Annotated in this window: 15 protein-coding genes; 1 reads left to right on the top strand and 14 read right to left on the bottom strand. The window is 39.7% G+C overall.

The window, feature by feature from the left end:
• Nucleotides 1-27: 27 nt before the first annotated feature.
• The 6 genes from pnpS to citZ form a co-directional block, all read right to left on the bottom strand.
• On the bottom strand, nucleotides 28-1,563 hold the full coding sequence (gene pnpS / locus RCJ93_RS00605; protein WP_446738121.1) for a two-component system histidine kinase PnpS: 1,536 nt from the start codon (nucleotides 1,561-1,563) through the stop codon (nucleotides 28-30).
• Complete coding sequence (locus tag RCJ93_RS00600) at nucleotides 1,563-2,273, bottom strand: response regulator transcription factor (RefSeq protein WP_446738120.1); 711 nt, start codon at nucleotides 2,271-2,273, stop codon at nucleotides 1,563-1,565. The genes pnpS and RCJ93_RS00600 overlap by 1 nt, the downstream gene beginning before the upstream one ends.
• 28 nt (nucleotides 2,274-2,301) lie before the next feature.
• A complete protein-coding gene (locus tag RCJ93_RS00595) occupies nucleotides 2,302-2,748 on the bottom strand; it encodes a MaoC/PaaZ C-terminal domain-containing protein (protein ID WP_147195970.1) in 447 nt (148 codons plus the stop codon).
• A gap of 119 nt (nucleotides 2,749-2,867) precedes the next feature.
• Nucleotides 2,868-3,806, bottom strand: a complete 939-nt coding sequence (mdh, locus tag RCJ93_RS00590; RefSeq protein WP_251647159.1) for a malate dehydrogenase — start codon at nucleotides 3,804-3,806, stop codon at nucleotides 2,868-2,870.
• Between the two features lie 75 nt (nucleotides 3,807-3,881).
• A complete protein-coding gene (gene icd, locus RCJ93_RS00585; protein ID WP_066788824.1) occupies nucleotides 3,882-5,147 on the bottom strand; it encodes an NADP-dependent isocitrate dehydrogenase in 1,266 nt (421 codons plus the stop codon).
• A 183-nt stretch (nucleotides 5,148-5,330) separates the two neighbouring features.
• Complete coding sequence (gene citZ, locus RCJ93_RS00580; protein WP_066788827.1) at nucleotides 5,331-6,446, bottom strand: citrate synthase; 1,116 nt, start codon at nucleotides 6,444-6,446, stop codon at nucleotides 5,331-5,333.
• 223 nt (nucleotides 6,447-6,669) lie between these two features.
• Here citZ and RCJ93_RS00575 point away from each other — a divergent pair, with 223 nt between their 5' ends.
• Nucleotides 6,670-7,659 carry an AI-2E family transporter gene (locus RCJ93_RS00575; protein ID WP_066788829.1) on the top strand — a complete coding sequence of 330 codons (990 nt, stop codon included), beginning with the start codon at nucleotides 6,670-6,672 and terminating at the stop codon, nucleotides 7,657-7,659.
• On the opposite strand, the gene RCJ93_RS00570 is transcribed toward RCJ93_RS00575, so the two are convergent.
• The 8 genes from RCJ93_RS00570 to dnaE form a co-directional block, all read right to left on the bottom strand.
• On the bottom strand, nucleotides 7,640-8,029 hold the full coding sequence (locus RCJ93_RS00570; protein ID WP_446738119.1) for an FxsA family protein: 390 nt from the start codon (nucleotides 8,027-8,029) through the stop codon (nucleotides 7,640-7,642). The two genes, RCJ93_RS00575 and RCJ93_RS00570, sit on opposite strands and share 20 nt — an antisense overlap.
• A gap of 72 nt (nucleotides 8,030-8,101) precedes the next feature.
• Nucleotides 8,102-9,862, bottom strand: a complete 1,761-nt coding sequence (pyk, locus tag RCJ93_RS00565; protein WP_150284801.1) for a pyruvate kinase — start codon at nucleotides 9,860-9,862, stop codon at nucleotides 8,102-8,104.
• A gap of 18 nt (nucleotides 9,863-9,880) precedes the next feature.
• A complete protein-coding gene (pfkA, locus tag RCJ93_RS00560; protein ID WP_066788838.1) occupies nucleotides 9,881-10,840 on the bottom strand; it encodes a 6-phosphofructokinase in 960 nt (319 codons plus the stop codon).
• A gap of 138 nt (nucleotides 10,841-10,978) precedes the next feature.
• The gene (accA, locus tag RCJ93_RS00555) at nucleotides 10,979-11,935 is read right to left on the bottom strand and encodes an acetyl-CoA carboxylase carboxyl transferase subunit alpha (protein WP_066788841.1); all 957 of its coding nucleotides are present in this window, start codon (nucleotides 11,933-11,935) and stop codon (nucleotides 10,979-10,981) included.
• The gene (accD, locus tag RCJ93_RS00550) at nucleotides 11,935-12,792 is read right to left on the bottom strand and encodes an acetyl-CoA carboxylase, carboxyltransferase subunit beta (RefSeq protein ID WP_066788844.1); all 858 of its coding nucleotides are present in this window, start codon (nucleotides 12,790-12,792) and stop codon (nucleotides 11,935-11,937) included. The genes accA and accD overlap by 1 nt, the downstream gene beginning before the upstream one ends.
• 1 nt (nucleotide 12,793) lies before the next feature.
• Nucleotides 12,794-13,441 carry a FadR/GntR family transcriptional regulator gene (locus tag RCJ93_RS00545; RefSeq protein WP_150284804.1) on the bottom strand — a complete coding sequence of 216 codons (648 nt, stop codon included), beginning with the start codon at nucleotides 13,439-13,441 and terminating at the stop codon, nucleotides 12,794-12,796.
• Between the two features lie 210 nt (nucleotides 13,442-13,651).
• Nucleotides 13,652-14,014 carry a VOC family protein gene (locus tag RCJ93_RS00540; RefSeq protein WP_249774585.1) on the bottom strand — a complete coding sequence of 121 codons (363 nt, stop codon included), beginning with the start codon at nucleotides 14,012-14,014 and terminating at the stop codon, nucleotides 13,652-13,654.
• Nucleotides 14,015-14,084: 70 nt separating this feature from the next.
• On the bottom strand, nucleotides 14,085-17,171 hold the full coding sequence (dnaE, locus tag RCJ93_RS00535; protein WP_446738118.1) for a DNA polymerase III subunit alpha: 3,087 nt from the start codon (nucleotides 17,169-17,171) through the stop codon (nucleotides 14,085-14,087).
• Nucleotides 17,172-17,196: the final 25 nt, after the last annotated feature.

Here is a 17,196-nt window from a genome sequence, read left to right as displayed (position 1 = left end):
AAAAAACGAGGAAACTAATCCCTCGTTTTACGCTAGATTGAAAAACAGTCGCATGGTTGTTCCTTTTCCTTCAACACTGTCAACTTGTATTTTGCCATGGTGTGCTTCTACTAAATGCTTGACGATGGCTAGGCCTAAACCGGTACCACCCGATTTACGACTACGGTCACGGTCCACACGATAAAAGCGTTCGAATACCCGAGGAATCTCCTCTTCTTGGATACCTACCCCTTGATCTTCTATTTCAATGATGCCCTCATGGCCTTTTTTATAAAGCCTTAATGTAATTTTTGAATTTTCTTCCGAATAATTGATGGCATTGTCCATAAGGTTCAAGAGTATTTGTACCAACCGATGGGGGTCTCCATTAATGATGACATCTTGGTCAATCTCTGCTTCAAACTCCATCTCTTTCGCTTCTATCTTTGAATGAATCATATCAACTGTTTGAACAATAATATCACGCAAGCTTGTTTTTTCCATATTGACCGTAAATCCTAGTCGCTCAATCTTCGATAAGTCTAGAAGATCATTGACAAGAATTTGTAGCCGATTGCTCTCCTTATTGATTATATCTAAGAAATACAGTAAAGTGCTTTGATCATTGTAAGCACCATCCAAGAGTGTTTCTGAAAAACCTTTAATCGACGTAACAGGGGTCCTTAGTTCATGCGAAACATTCACTACAAAATCTTTGCGTATCTGTTCAAGCATGACCACTTCCGTAATATCGTGAATTACGATTACAACGCCAAGCCAAAGGCCATGTTCACCAACTACCGGCGCTCCATATACTTCTATATCGCGGAATTCTTGCTGTATTTTTAAATGCAGCTGCTTTCTATATGGCACTTCTGTCATGAATACATGGTCTACAAAATCGACCAACTCTTCCGGCAAACCCAAATGGCGGAATTGCTGTTGCTGTATTTCTGCGTACTCCTGATGGAATAATTCCGTAAAAATACGGTTGGTGATGGTAATTTCACCTTTTCTACCAATCATCACTAGTGCGCTTCCCATATTTTCAATTAAGGTTTTTAACCGTTCTTGTTCAATCTCTCTTGTGGTCATGATTTCCTGCAAACTTCTTGCTAGGACATTCATCGCCTTGCTTAATCGGAGCATAGGTGAGCCTGTTATTTCGTATGTTCTTGCACGGTAATTACCCTCAGCTAATTGAAGGGCTGTCTTTCTTGCATGATCAATAGGCCTTGCTAGATTTTTAATTAAACGGTCGGTCACAAATAACAACAAAATAAATGCCACTACAAAAATAATGCCGATTAACAACCAAAGCTGTAAGCGGATATCTGTTAAGTCTTGCGCTTTTGTATTGTGGGCAATTGAATCTATAACCTGATTTTTTTCTGTTTCAGTAATAGGATAAGGCAGCTTTTCAATGGCTTGTGACACATTTTCTTTAGACTCAAATGTATTGGTGGCCATCGAATCTTTTACTAAAAGCGGAAAAAGCTGCCCTAGTGTAAAGCCCAGACCAGCCAATGTAACAAGAAATAATGTACCAAATATAGACAGTAAACGGAATCGCAATGAGTGCATTAAACTTTAGGCTCCTCAAATTTATAGCCTAAACCACGAATTGTTTTTATGTACTTAGGTTTTCGGCTATTTTCTTCAATCTGTTCACGCAAATGGCTGATATGGACATCTACAATCCGCGTATCGCCAGCAAAATCATAATGCCAAACAGAGCTTAATAATTGATCGCGGGTAAGCACTCTATTCTTATTTTGTAATAGATAGATTAATAGTTCAAATTCCTTTGGTGTAAATTCAAGTGGTTTTCCGTCTAAATAGGCTTCAAAGCGTGTTGGAAGCACCTTAAGATGTCCCATATGATAAACTAGCTCACTTGTCTCTTCTTTCGCTTGCCGTTCGCCTACTTTTGATCGTCTTAAAACTGCCTTAACGCGGGCAATGACCTCACGGGGACTAAAAGGCTTTGTCATATAATCGTCTGCGCCTAATTCGAGCCCTAGCACTTTGTCAAATTCATCGTCTTTTGCTGTCAGCATAATAATGGGTGTGTTGATCTTCTGTACACGAAGTTCTTTACAAACTTCCATACCGTCTAATTTTGGTAACATCAGATCTAGCAAAATCAAATCTGGTTGTTCTTCTATAGCACGCTTTAAGCCTTCTTGGCCATCTAAAGCTGTGATTACATGATATTCTGCCTGTTTTAAATTGTATTCTAATAATGTTGATATCGAAATTTCATCTTCAATAATTAAAACCTTTGGGTTCATGTTTTTGCCTCCGCAGTAGTAGAAAACTTTATAATGGATGTGTAGGCGGAACTGCGACAATAGTTCCTTTTAATACAATCTCTTCTTTACTGTCTTTTCCTTCGACTGAAATAATAACTTCAGATTGCTCACGTTTGATTTCTTTCAATATTAACTCAATACTTATCGTATCGTAATGATACAAGGGTTTTGGGTATTGGAAGTGTTGCTCTCTTATATAGGCGCCTGGTCCTGGCAGATGCTTAGAAACGGCAGAACTAACAACACCTGCAAGCATGATTGCAGGCACTACGGGTTTTTCAAAAGATGTTTCCGCAGCATAGTCATGTTGAATGTATAATGGGTTATTGTCATTGGTAAGACCTAAATACAACAAGAGATCTTTATCTTCAATTTTCTCAGTCAGCAAGATTGAATCGCCTACGGCTAGTTCTTCTAAACTTTTTCCGAGTTTTCTTTTTTTATCGAGTAACACAAGAACCCCCCTTTAGAGCTTTCTATATTTCCATAGTATCAGCAATTGACTGAAAAATCGAGTTATTATCCAAAATTAAAAGGGATAGGCAACTATCACCTATCCCCCTACTTCAGATGCTAGGAAAGTACATTCATCACATTTTTTACGGCTTCAGCCGAGTTGTCCAAAGAGGCTTTTTCATCTGTGGTTAAGTCCAACTCAATAATCTTCTCGATGCCGTTGCCTCCGAGAATTGTTGGTACTCCAAGATATATCCCATTGTAGCCGTATTCACCTTCCAAGTAGGCAATGGAAGGTAAAATCCGACGTTGGTCACGTAAGATGGCCTCAGCCATTTCTACAAGAGCAGCAGCCGGTGCGTAGTACGCAGAACCATTACCAAGCAAGTTAACGATTTCTCCTCCACCTGTCCGTGTGCGGGCCACAATTTCATCTAGGCGTTCCTTTGGAATTAATGTTTCAAGCGGTATTCCCCCAGCATACGAATAGCGGGTAAGCGGCACCATTGAATCGCCATGACCACCAAGCACGAAGCCAGTAATATCTTTAACAGAAAGATTTAATTCCTCAGCGACAAACGTGCGGAAGCGGGCAGTGTCTAGAACTCCTGATTGGCCAATAACACGATTTTTGGGGAAGCCTGACTCTTTATATACGGTGTATGTCATCGCATCAACCGGATTGGTCAACACGATAATAGTAGAACCAGGCGAATGCTTTACAATCTCTGCAGTTACAGATTTCATAACAGATTGATTGATTTGCACCAAATCATCTCGGCTCATACCGGGCTTTCTAGCAACACCTGCTGTAATAATGACGATATCCGAATCTTTGGTATCTTCGTAGTTTGCTGTGCCGATGACTTTCGCGTCAAATCCTAGTACAGGTGCAGCTTCTGCCATATCTAAAGCCTTACCCTTCGTAGAATTCTCTGCTTGAGGAATATCAACTAAAACAACATCACCCAATTCTTTTTGCGCTAATAAAAATGCCGCTGTTGCACCAGTAAAACCTGCTCCGATAACGGAAATTTTTTTTCGATTAGTTGCCATTCTTACCCGCTCCTTTTCGTATAGTGTAAAAAAAGGAAAAGGGAGCAAAACTGTTCCCTTTTCCTTTTTGTTAAATTACATATTTTTGATTAGTTCATCTGCGAATTCAGATGTTTTTACTTCTTTCGCACCGTCCATTAGACGTGCAAAGTCATAAGTTACAACTTTAGAAGCAATTGTATTTTCCACAGAAGCAGTGATTAAATCAGCAGCTTCTTTCCAGCCTAAGTGTTCAAGCATTAATACGCCTGAAAGTAGTACTGATGATGGGTTTACTTTATCTAAACCAGCATATTTAGGAGCTGTACCATGTGTAGCTTCGAAAATAGCGTGTCCAGATACATAGTTGATATTCGCTCCTGGAGCAATACCGATACCACCAACTTGTGCAGCCAATGCATCAGAAATATAGTCGCCGTTTAAGTTCATTGTTGCAACAACATCAAATTCTTTTGGACGAGTCAAGATTTGTTGTAAGAAGATATCAGCGATAGAATCTTTAATTAGGATTTTACCAGCAGATAATGCTTCTTCTTGAGCTTTATCAGCAGCTTCTTGACCTTTTTCTTCTTTAATAGCATCATATTGGTTCCAAGTGAAAGTCTTGTCTGCAAATTCATTTTCAGCTACTGCATAGCCCCATGATTTGAAAGCACCTTCAGTGAATTTCATAATGTTACCTTTATGCACTAAAGTAACCGATTTGCGGCCTTCTTTGATTGCATAGTTGATTGCAGCGCGTACTAAGCGTTCTGTACCTTCTTTGGAAACAGGTTTAATACCGATACCAGAAGTTTCTGGGAAGCGGATTTTGTTTACGCCCATTTCAGTTTTAAGGAAGTTGATGACTTTTTTCACTTCATCTGAACCTTCTTTGTATTCAATACCAGCATAGATATCTTCAGTGTTTTCACGGAAGATTACCATGTCAACATCTTCTGGACGTTTAACTGGAGAAGGAACACCTTCAAAATGACGTACAGGACGCAAGCAAACATAAAGGTCAAGTTGTTGGCGAAGCGCCACGTTTAGAGAGCGGATACCTCCACCGATTGGTGTTGTAAGAGGACCTTTAATAGCGATTAAATATTCATTGATTTTGTCTAAAGTTTCTTGTGGCAGCCATTCACCTGTTTTGTCGAATGCTTTTTGGCCAGCTAAAACTTCAAGCCATTCAATTTTCTTTTCACCATTGTACGCTTTTTCTACTGCAGCATCGATAACTCGTGAAGCAGCTGCCCAGATATCAGGACCGATACCGTCACCTTCGATAAATGGAATTACAGGATTGTTTGGTACGTTTAGTACACCGTTTTCTACTACGATTTTGTCATTAGCCATTTGTTCCTTGCCTCCTATATTCATACACATAGGGCAAGCGCTATAGAAGCGTCGCCCTATTTATTTTACCCTACATTTACGTGCACGACACCTTCTTGGCAGCCGCTGCCTGTAATGCTGGGTTCAACGCTCAAACATTAGGAATATTCCAATGTTTGCCGTTTACTTACCAAATCTTGCAAACTATCTTTCTTCTACTGGCACATAAGTTTGCATACCCGGTCCAACGTATTCTGCACGTGGACGGATTAGACGGTTGTTCGCATATTGTTCAAGAATATGAGCTACCCAACCAGATACGCGTGAAACCGCAAATACTGGTGTAAATAGATCGTGTTCAATACCTAACGCGTCATAAACAGATGCAGAGAAGAAATCAACATTTGCTGGAAGGTGTTTTTGCTCTACGATCATATCGTGAATTTTCACTGACATTTCGTAAAGTTCAGGATTGCCATTAAGTTTTGTTAATTTTTCAGACATATCACGTAAGTGCTTCGCGCGAGGATCGCCTTGGCGGTATACGCGGTGTCCGAAGCCCATGATTTTTTCTTTGTTGTCTAATTTATTTTGGATATAAGATTCAACATTATCAATAGAACCAATTTCTGATAACATTTTCATCACTTGTTCATTGGCACCACCATGAAGAGGGCCCTTAAGAGCGCCAATCGCTGCAGTAACACCTGAATACATATCAGATAATGTAGCTACACATACACGAGCAGTGAATGTAGAAGCATTTAGTTCATGGTCTGCATGAAGCACTAAAGCTTTATTGAATGCTTCTTCTTCGATTGGTTCTGGAATATTACCAGAAAGCATGTACAAGAAGTTCGCCGCATAAGATAAATCTTTTTTCGGTGCAATCGGTTCTTTGCCTGCACGAATACGAGCAAATGCTGTTACAACTGTTGCCATGCGAGCTTGCAATTTGATTGCTTTGCGATAGTTCGCTTCGTCTGACATAACTTCAGCATCTTCATCATATAAAGCTAGTAAAGAAACTACTGTACGCAAGGCAGCCATAGGATGTACTGCTTTGATGTCGTAAGTTTTGAAGTGGTCTAGCACTGCTTGTGGCACTTCCATTTGATCAGCTAGCTGTTGTTTCATTTCTGCTAGTTCGTCCGCTTTAGGCAAGCGTGTGTGCCATAGTAAGTACACTACCTCTTCAAAAGATGCGTTTTCAGCTAAATCATCAATGTTATAGCCTACATATGTAAGAGTATCATCAATGATTGAGCTAATTTTTGTTTCAGCTGCTACAACGCCTTCTAAACCTTTAGTTGTTGCCATTTTATCTCGCTCCTTTTTGTACCAAATTATGTTGATAATATCAACATTGAACGTGATCCATATGAACCTATAAGTAAATCGCTTACAATGATATTATAATAAACTTTGTCGTATTTGTGAATGAAAAACACTCATTCATTAAAAAATTGGGTTTTTGGAGATTATCTATGCATTTATTAAGCAATTAATAGAATTTTCGATTTAATGTAACTAAAAGGAATTAGTGGAAGTTGGAGGAATAATTATAAAAATTTCTGATAAAAAATTGCAATCAAAGCTCAAATTTTGGGGCTTTGTACTGCTTTTAGCTCTATTTTCTTGGGCCATATTGCCAATTACGCTCGCCATTGTGTTCGCATACTTTCTATCGCCTATTCTTCATTTTTTACATAAACGTTTGAAAGTCCCCTCATTTTTAGCAGCATTACTGGCTGAAATTTTCATTATTGCGAGCATTGCTGCTGTCTTTTTATTTATAGCAACCGTTCTAATCGATACGTTGCCTGTGCTTAAAAGCCGTTTATCCGAAATGTCTGCATTGATTCATATTCCATCAGGGATTATCGCTCAAATTCAAGATCAATTACTATCTCTTATCGATGTTATGTTATCGAAGATTTTTCAATCCATCCAAGATATTATGCAAAATCTAGTGGAAGTAACGATATTTATCATTGCTTTCTACTTTGCCCTATATGAAACAAGCAGGAATAGACAATGGTTTTTTGTCTATATTCCTGCTCGTTTTAGAGAATCTATTCAAAGGATTTTTGAAGAAGCTGCTTTATTATTTAGCTATTTCATTGGTGTTGAAATTCGGCTTGCTATATTAACATTTGCGTTACTGTCGATATCCTTTTATGCACTGGGTTTCGAACAACCTGTTGGTAAAGCTTTCTTAGTTTCCGTTTGTGACTTTCTGCCTTTTTTAGGAATAGGTTTATTTCTAATTCCTTTAGGCGCCGTATTCATCATTATAGGAAAAGTTGCTCTAGGCATCCAACTTCTCGTGATTTATGTGGCTATTCAACTAATCAGGCAATTTGCAGAATCCATGATGTGGGCTTCTACAATGCAAATCCGTTCAGTCCATGCATTTATCATCAGTGCCATTTGCTTACTACTTTTTGGAGTAGCAGGCATTATCATCAGTCCATTTGTTCTTTTAATAGCCGTTAAATTCAAGCAACATCCTATCTTTGCATCAAGATAGTTTGCTTACTCTTCATTTTTTTACGTAGCCAGTAATAAATTCCTGGTTTCGCCATTTTTCTTACGAATGGAAGCATAAGCAATAAACCTAAAATATCCGAAACAAAGCCAGGCAATACTAATAAAATAGCACCTATCAACGTTAATACTCCATCAATAATAGCATCACCAGGAGCTTGTCCGTTTTTGATCGACTTCTGCAGCTGTTCAAAGGCTTTTAATCCTCTTGTTTTCGCCATATATACACCTAATATCCCTGTGAAAAGGATCAATAATAGTGTGGGTAAAAGCCCAATCATCTTTCCACAAAGCATCACAAAAATCAGTTCAATGAACGGGATTGCGATTAATAGTAGGAGAAACTTTTTCATGTCCTTCACCTCTTTTTGTTGGAGAAGCACCATTACTGAATATAGTCATGGCTAATTAGCAACTGTTAAAAACTACAGTATACGCGAAGAACCGTAATAGATTACCCCAGAAACGGCATCCATTGATACTTCTTGCCCTTCTGAAATAATTTTTGTAGCATCTTTAACACCTACGATAACTGGTATGCCTAAGTTCAGGCCAACTACTGCGGCATGGCTTGTTAAGCCGCCTTCTTCTGTAATCAAACCAGCACATTTACTTAAAGCAGGCATCATATCCCGATCAGAACCTATTGTTACTATAATGCGATCTGTCGAATCTTGTGCTAATGCTTCCTCAGCATTGCGTGCTACTAGTGCTTTACCGATTGCTGTAGTCTTGCCGATGCCCTGTCCTTTTGTAATCATATCTCCAATTACATGCAGTTTCATTAAGTTGGTTGTACCAGCTTCACCTACTGGTACACCCGCTGTAATGACAACTAGGTCCCCATGTTTTACGTAACCTTTTTCTAGACTAGAATGGACTGCTTGTTCCAATACTTCATCTGTTGATGTAACTTTTGGTCCTACTACTGGTACGACGCCCCATACTAAAGCCAGGTTGCGGCAAACTTCTTGTGAAGACGTCATAGCGATAATTGGAACACCTGGACGGTATTTCGCAATCATTTTAGCTGTGTTTCCACTTACAGTCGGTGCTAAGATGGCCGCAACTTGCAAGTTCAATGAAGTATCTGCTACTGCTTGGCTAATCGACTCTGTCAGATTTGTTCCTTTTTCTTTGCTGCGCTCATTAACGAAACGTTGGTGGTCTAATGTTTCCTCAATTCGGTGGGCAATTTTGTCCATCGTTTTAACAGCTTCTACAGGATATAGGCCTGCTGCTGTTTCTCCTGAAAGCATGATAGCATCTGTACCATCAAGTATAGCGTTGGCTACATCACTTGCTTCTGCACGTGTTGGACGTGGGTTGCGTTGCATAGAATCCAACATTTGAGTAGCTGTGATAACCGGTTTGCCAGCACAATTACATTTAGAAATCAAACTTTTTTGGACAACAGGTACTTCTTCTGCTGGTATTTCTACACCTAAGTCACCGCGAGCCACCATTAAGCCGTCAGAGACTTGGATAATCTCATCAATGTTATCAACGCCTTCTTGGTTTTCGATTTTAGGGATGATATGGATATGGCTGCCTTCGTTTTCCTCTAGCAAATGGCGAATTTCCATTACATCTGATGGTCGACGTACAAAAGAAGCTGCGATAAAGTCTACATTTTGCTGAATACCAAATAAGATATCTTCGGCATCTTTTTCTGTAATTCCTGGCAATTGAACAGAAACGCCTGGAACATTCACGCCTTTTTTATTTTTAAGTACACCTGCGTTCACGACAAGCGTATGGATAATACCTGCCTCATTATCTATGCCTGTCACTTGAAGTTCGATTAATCCATCATCGAGTAGAATGACAGAACCTTCTTTCACATCTTCAATTAATTTTTCGTACGTAATTGAGAACATTTTTTCAGTGCCAAGCACTTCAGACATAGAGATATCAATCGTTTGTCCTGCAGTAAGCTCAATAGCACCATTCTCCATATTATGTGTACGTATTTCAGGTCCTTTAGTATCAAGCAAGATTGCTACTACTTTGCCCGTTGCTTGAGCTGCTTCACGGATCGTTTTAATTCGCGCTCCATGTTCTTCATGACTTCCGTGTGAAAAGTTTAATCGAGCCACATTCATTCCAGCCTCTATTAAGGCAATCAGTGTTTCTTTTGATTCACTAGCTGGTCCAATCGTACAAACAATTTTAGTTTTTCTCATTATAGTACCACTCCAATTTTAGATCGATAGTTCTTGCGAAAGGGTATACATAGATAATTCCGCTTTATGTGCTTTATTAAACGCTTCACTCAATTCATAGTCTACCACCTGATGGTTACGAATGCCAATTGCCACTCCGCCTCGGTCTTCCATTAAAACTTCCACTGCCTTTGCACCGAGTTGGCTAGCCAATACACGATCGCGACCCGTCGGCGAACCACCGCGTTGAATATGCCCTAATACTGATACTCTTGTTTCTATATCCGCTTTTTCTTTTAATAGTGTAGCTAACTCGCCTGCAGACATAACACCTTCTGCGACGATAATAATACTATGTTTTTTGCCACGTTCATATCCTTGCTCTAAGCGTCTGACAAGTCCATCAATATCTGATGGAACTTCTGGAATAAGGATAGTTTCAGCACCGCCAGCAAGGCCAGCCCATAATGCTAAGTCACCTGCATCGCGTCCCATTACTTCAATAATGAACGAGCGCTCATGGGAAGTTGCTGTATCCCTGATTTTGTCTATGCTTTCAATAATGGTATTTAAAGCTGTATCAAAACCGATGGTGTAATCAGTGCCAGGAATATCATTATCAATCGTTCCTGGTACACCTACGCTAGGGAAACCTAATTTGCTCAAAGCCAAGGCTCCTCGATAAGAACCATCTCCGCCGATAACGACTAAGCCCTCGATGCCATGCTCTTTAAGCTGGCTGATTGCTTTTCTTTGTCCTTCTTCTGTTTTAAATTCTAGACATCTGGCAGAATGTAGCATCGTGCCACCCCGCTGGATGATATCACCTACATCACCTACGTCTAGATTTTCAATATTACCATTGATTAATCCTTGATAGCCGTGATAAATGCCCGCGACTTCCATGCCGTGAAAAATTGCTTTTCTGACAACTGCCCGAACAGCTGCATTCATACCAGGCGCATCTCCACCGCTTGTTAACACACCAATTTTTTTCATTTGTATAAATCCTCCTGCTGATAGGATTGATCCTATAGAATGAAAGAAATAGGCTGATTCAAACGACTTTTCTTCGTTTAAAACAGCCTTTTACTTTATAATATACCATTAATTGCACTTGTCAGACGTCTTTTTGTACTATTCTTCGGAAAAAACACCAATTTTCCTAAATTTGTTGTAGCGTTGGTCGATTAATTGTTCTTCATCTAGTGTTTTCAACTCACTCAATGATTTAGAAAGAACTTCTTTCAAATAAGATGCTTGTGTATCTATATCCTTATGTGCTCCTCCTAAAACTTCTGGAACAATTTCTTCAATTATTTCTTCTTCTTTTAAATTTGGAGCGGTAATACGCATCGCTTCTGCCGCTTTTTGAGCTAGCGTTGCATCTTTCCACAGTATAGAAGCGGCACCTTCAGGCGAAATAACAGAGTAAGTGGAGTTTTCCAGCATATGCACATGGTTTGCAACACCTAAAGCAAGTGCACCGCCGCTTCCTCCTTCACCGATAACAACACTAATAATCGGCACCTTCAATCCTGCCATTTCTAATAAATTCCGAGCAATCGCTTCACTTTGTCCGCGTTCTTCTGCTGCTTTTCCGGGATAAGCTCCTTTTGTATCAATGAAGCAAATGATAGGTCGTTTAAATTTCTCAGCTTGCTTCATTAAGCGTAACGCTTTTCGGTAACCTTCGGGATGAGGCATACCAAAATTGCGACGAATGTTTTCTTTTGTATCTTTCCCGCGTTGATGGCCAATAATCGTGATTGGTGTTCCTTCAAATGAAGCGACTCCCCCTACGATTGCTTCGTCATCACCGAAATTACGGTCACCGTGAAGTTCGATAAAATCGTCAAATAAAACCTTCACATAATCAAGTGTTGTCGGACGTTCAGGATGGCGCGCTATTTGCACACGATCCCACGGTTTTAAATTATGATATATATCTTTTTCAAGATTGGTGAATCGTTCTTCTAATTGTGTAATTTCTTTTGTTAAATCTACTTCTGCGTCAGAAGTATATTCCTTCAACTCAGTAATTTTTGTTTTCAATTGAACAAGTGGTTCTTCAAAAGGTAATGTTTTTACCATTAGACTGCCTCCTTCACGTGCAATTTCACTAAAGTGCCGACCGTTTTACGCATATCAGAGCGAGGGACAACAGCATCTAATTGGCCATGTGCCAATAAGAATTCTGCTGTTTGGAAATCATTCGGCAATTTTTCCCTTACAGTTTGTTCGATTACTCGGCGCCCTGCAAAACCAATCAGCGCTTGTGGTTCCGCCAAGTTAATATCTCCAAGGGATGCAAAGCTGGCAGATACTCCCCCTGTTGTAGGGTGAGTCATGATGGAAATAAACAAATTACCCTTTGCTCCGTGACGTTCTAATGCAACGCTAGTTTTAGCCATTTGCATGAGCGATATTACACCTTCTTGCATTCTCGCACCGCCGCTAGCTGTGAAGATAATAAATGGTACACCAAGCTCTGTCGCCTTTTCAATCGCTCTTGTAATTTTTTCACCGACTACAGATCCCATAGACCCCATGCGGAAGAAAGAGTCCATCACAGCGACAACCACTTTATTTCCTTCTAACATGCCTGTGCCCGTTAAAACAGCTTCATTTAAGCCTGTCTTTTTCATATCAGATTTCACTTTTTCAACATACCCGGGGAAGTTTAACGGATTGACTGTTTGCAAATGATCATCAAATGATTCGAAAGTGCCTTCGTCCAAGAAATCCTCTATACGTTCTTGGGAAGTTAATTTGTGATGATATTGGCAATTCGGACATACTTTTTGATTTTTTTGCAAATCTTTTGTCAGCATAACATGATTGCATTCAGGACATTTTGTCACAATTCCTTCAGGTACATCATGCTGTCCCTTGCTTGTCATCGTTTTTCGATTAGGTTTATTTTTCTTAAATATATCGCGAATACTCATATCATTCTCTCCCTTTATGTAGTAGCGCTGCCCATTCTTCAAAAGCCACAATCGCTTTTTGTGTATGGCCTAGCATCAGTTCACTCAAAAACATTTTAATTATCGGCTGTTCTTCGGCCGTTGATTGATTTTTATAGGGTTCATTACTGTATTGTTTTAAGAGAATCCAAATTTTTAAGACAAGCCTATTTTGTGATGCAATCATAATTTCTCTCATGACGTCTTCACGCTCAATCTTTCCATTTATAATCACATTTGTTAATAGACTTTCCCAAACCGGCAGATTTCTGAGCACCTCATCCTCAGCCACTATTCGAATGGCATCACGCTCAATAATCATCCTTGCCGCTTGTACGTTTCTAATATCTTTTTCTTCTTGCAGTATAAACATAGCTAATACTTCGACTAATTGATGATTATTAAAATCAGCTACAAAGGTCCCTCCACCTCTGCGCGTCTCAATTAAACCCAGCAATTCTAGGCTACGGAGCGCTTCTCTTATGGATGAACGCCCAACATTTAAACGTTCAGCCAGCACTCGTTCTGATGGAATTTTGCCCCCGGGTGGAATTTCTTCATCTTGAATAATCCCCCGTAATTCCCGCACAATTTGGATAAACATTTTTGTAGCAGGCTTTTCAGCGCTCATGCTATATCTCCCTACTATAAATAAATTGTCGAAAAATGTGGTCAGACCACTTTTGTTTATAATGATAGCAAAAAATATATATTTTAGTAAAGTGCTATAGAAAAAAACTGTGCGATAGTCACACAGTTTAGACAAATTCTCTATGATTTCATAGTGATTTTTGGTTTTACAGCAAAGTTTGTAAAAGAGTTAAAAAGATAGGCTGACAAACTAAAGCGCCTCAATCATTTCAACTCTATTTCCGAATGGATCTCTGAACTCAAAACGGTTGAAACCAGGAATTGGAACGCCCTCAATAATCTGAATTCCGTTCTGCTCTAATTTTTCTTTCCAGCTTGATAGATTCTTCACTTGATAGGCCAGATGGGCTTTTGTTGTTAATCGGTCAAAGCCTTCTTCTGTTCCAACATGGACTTCTCGATCTCCGACTTCCAACCAAAAACCACCTCTACCCTTCAGTGATTCAGGCTTTTCCCTTTCTGACAATCCGAGAATGCCACAATAAAATTCTCTCCCTTGATCTTCAGTTCCTTTAGGTATCGTAATTTGAGCGTGGTGCAATCCGAGTATCATAAAAATCCCTCCAGCAAATTTTTTCCTTCTCTAGGGGGTATTCTTTTTAATCAACTCAATATCCTCTTTTTTACGATGAAAGGACGGTCCCTTTTTTATAGATTACCTGAAACTGCCCTTTTCTTTGCTCCAAGTTGCCCTCTGCCATTATAATCTGTTCTTCCTTTAGCCATTCGATTGCCTGAAGATATTCTTTCGGGAATACGGTAAGCGAAAGGATACCCGTTTCGTCTTCTAGTTGTACAAAGGCCATCAATTCGCCTTTTTTCGTCCGAATTTGCTTTATCTCTGTTACTAAACCAACCACTTTCACAAAATGTCTTCCTGTTAGCCCTTTTAGGTTATCAAAAGCTGGTGTTACCAAATGTTGAGCCTGCTTCACCTTTTGAATCGGGTGCATCGATATATATGTACCGAGCACTTCTTTTTCGTACTGGAGCTTTAATTTTTCTGGAATTGGGCTCGCATTAGCGTGCTTTGGCTTTCCAAAGAAGAAGGAGTCATCATCTAATAATGTTGTTTCTTGATCTGGTCGATACAATTCCGCATGCTTCACAGCCGCATCAATCGTAGCCAACAGTACAGCACGATCCTTGCCGAATTCATCTAGCGCTCCAGCTTTAATAAGTGGCTCTACGGTTTTACGATTAAAATGGACAGCTGTTAAGTCTAAAGCTAAATCAAATATATCCTGCCAATTTCCATGACCATTTCTTCTCAGCTCTATTAGCTTGTTTAAAAATGGATGTGGAACGCCTTTAATAGCTGAGAGAGCATAGCGAATGGATCCATTCTGTACGTAAAATGAACGTCCACTACGATTGATGGATGGCGATAGAATAGCGATGCCTTTTTGCTTCGCCTCTTGCAGAATTTTATTAAATCGTTCTTGATTACCCATAGCAGATGTGAGCATGGCTGCATAAAAATAGGCCGGAAAATGAGCTTTCAAATATGCCATTTGATATGAGATCATACTATACGCTACCGCATGGCTCTTTGGAAATCCATAATTAGCAAATTTGACAATGAGCTGATAAACTTCCTCTGCTACTTTTCTGTCAAACCCTTGTTCAATACTACTTGTGACAAAGTGTTCTTGTTCTGAATCTAGCAATTCCTTCTTTTTTTTACTTACAGCTCGGCGTAAGAGATCAGCTTCTCCCATCGAGAATCCGGCCATACGGGAGGCAATTTGCAATATTTGCTCTTGATAGACGATGACACCATATGTTTCACCTAAGATCGGCTCTAGCACAGGGTGCAGCATTTCAACTTTTTCTAGCCCATGCTTTCTTTTACTATAGACAGGAATAAATTCCATAGGGCCGGGTCGATATAAAGCATTCACGGCAACAATATCATTGAAGGAAGTTGGCTTAATCTCTTTAAGGGCTTGCTTCATGCCTTCTGATTCTAATTGAAAAATACCATTGGTATCACCATTTTTCAGTAATTCAAAGGTTTTCGAATCATGTAATGGAATTTTCTCAAACTGTAAAAAGCGTTCTTCATTATATAAAATCATAGAGCGTATTCTCTCTAAGATTGTTAAATTGCGAAGTCCTAAAAAGTCCATCTTTAATAATCCGACAGATTCTACATCTCCCATCGGCCATTGTGTTAAATAGAGTCCTTCATTGCCTTTTTCTATCGGGACAATGTTGACAAGCGGCTCTGGCGATAGCACAACGCCCGCCGCATGTGTTGATGCATTTCGCGGTAAACCTTCCAATTGAAGAGCTATTTGAAACCATTTCTTATGCAGATCGCTAGAATTGACATGGTTTCTGAGGACATCTGATTGCTGCCACGCTTCTTGCAATGACAGCCCAGGCCTACTTGGCAAGAGTGAGGATATATAAGATAGTTCTTCAGTATTAAAGCCGAATACTCTCGCTACATCCCTTGCGACTGCCTTCGCGGATAATGTTCCAAATGTAATAATTTGTGATGTATAGTTTGCCCCATACTTCTCTGCTACATAATGAATGACTTCTTCTCTACGATAATCGGCGAAGTCGACATCTATATCAGGAAGTGTAATACGTTCGGGGTTTAGAAATCGTTCAAAAAGCAAGCCATATTGCAATGGGTCGACATCTGTAATACGCATTGTATACGCCACTAATGAGCTGGCTGAAGATCCCCGGCCGGGTCCTGTCAATATATTTTTGCTCCTTGCGTATTCAATATAATCAGCTACAATCAAAAAGTAATCTGCAAACCCCATTTTGGTGATAATACTTAATTCATATTGTAGGCGGCTATAATAATTTTCGTTTGCATTTGGAACTCTTTCGCGTAATCCAGTTAGACATTTATCCTTCAAAAGATCGGTTGCATTTACTCCATCGGATGTAGGGAATTTGGGCATATAGCTTTTCTTGTAATCTAGTTCTACCTGACAAGAAAGAAGCAAAGTTTCTGCTGCCTTTAACCACTCTTCTTTGTCCTGGAACCACTCTTTCCAATTAACTGAAGTAGGTATATATTGCTGTCTTTCTCGTAATGTCAGTTTTTCCTGATCTGCCATTTTGGTTCCTGATGCGATCGCCCTGGCCACTTGAAATGCATCAGCATGATCTTCTTGTAGAAAAGTGCTCAAATGAGTGGCGCAAATCGTAATAGCACGTTCTGTACAATAGTGAACTATTTGGTCTTCCCTAGGCGATTTAATTCCACCTGGTCGGTCTATGCCAATAGCAAAGTGCTCTGCATCAAAGATTTCCGCAATTTGCTCGATATCCTCAAATACCTTTTCCTGTTGCCAATTCTCATCATTAATAGGAAGCAAAGCAATGCAACCTGTCCGATACCCATGCAGCCATCGCAGCGGCAATGCTTCGTTTTCTCGCAATGATGTCGACGAACTGATTTTCAATAGATGATAATATCCTTCGTTATTTTGGGCATACAGTACAAGCGGCCTGCATATACCAGCGGAGAACTCAACTTGTACCGTTAAGCCAATGACAGGGTGTATTGAACTTTGCTTGAATGCTCGCCAAAAAGGCAATAGACCATATAATTTAGAATCAGTAATCGCTGCTGCCTTGGCCCCTTCCCTTTTTAAAAATGCAAGGAGTTCATCGATGCGTATGGTACTTTTGAGCATATCAGCCGCTGTAACGATTTGTGAATAGACAGGCTGCATTATCATCTCTACCTTTCTTTTTAAT

Source organism: Rummeliibacillus sp. BSL5, assembly GCF_052928305.1.
Note: the sequence above shows the minus strand (reverse complement) of the source record. Positions and strands in the feature narration are given on the sequence as shown.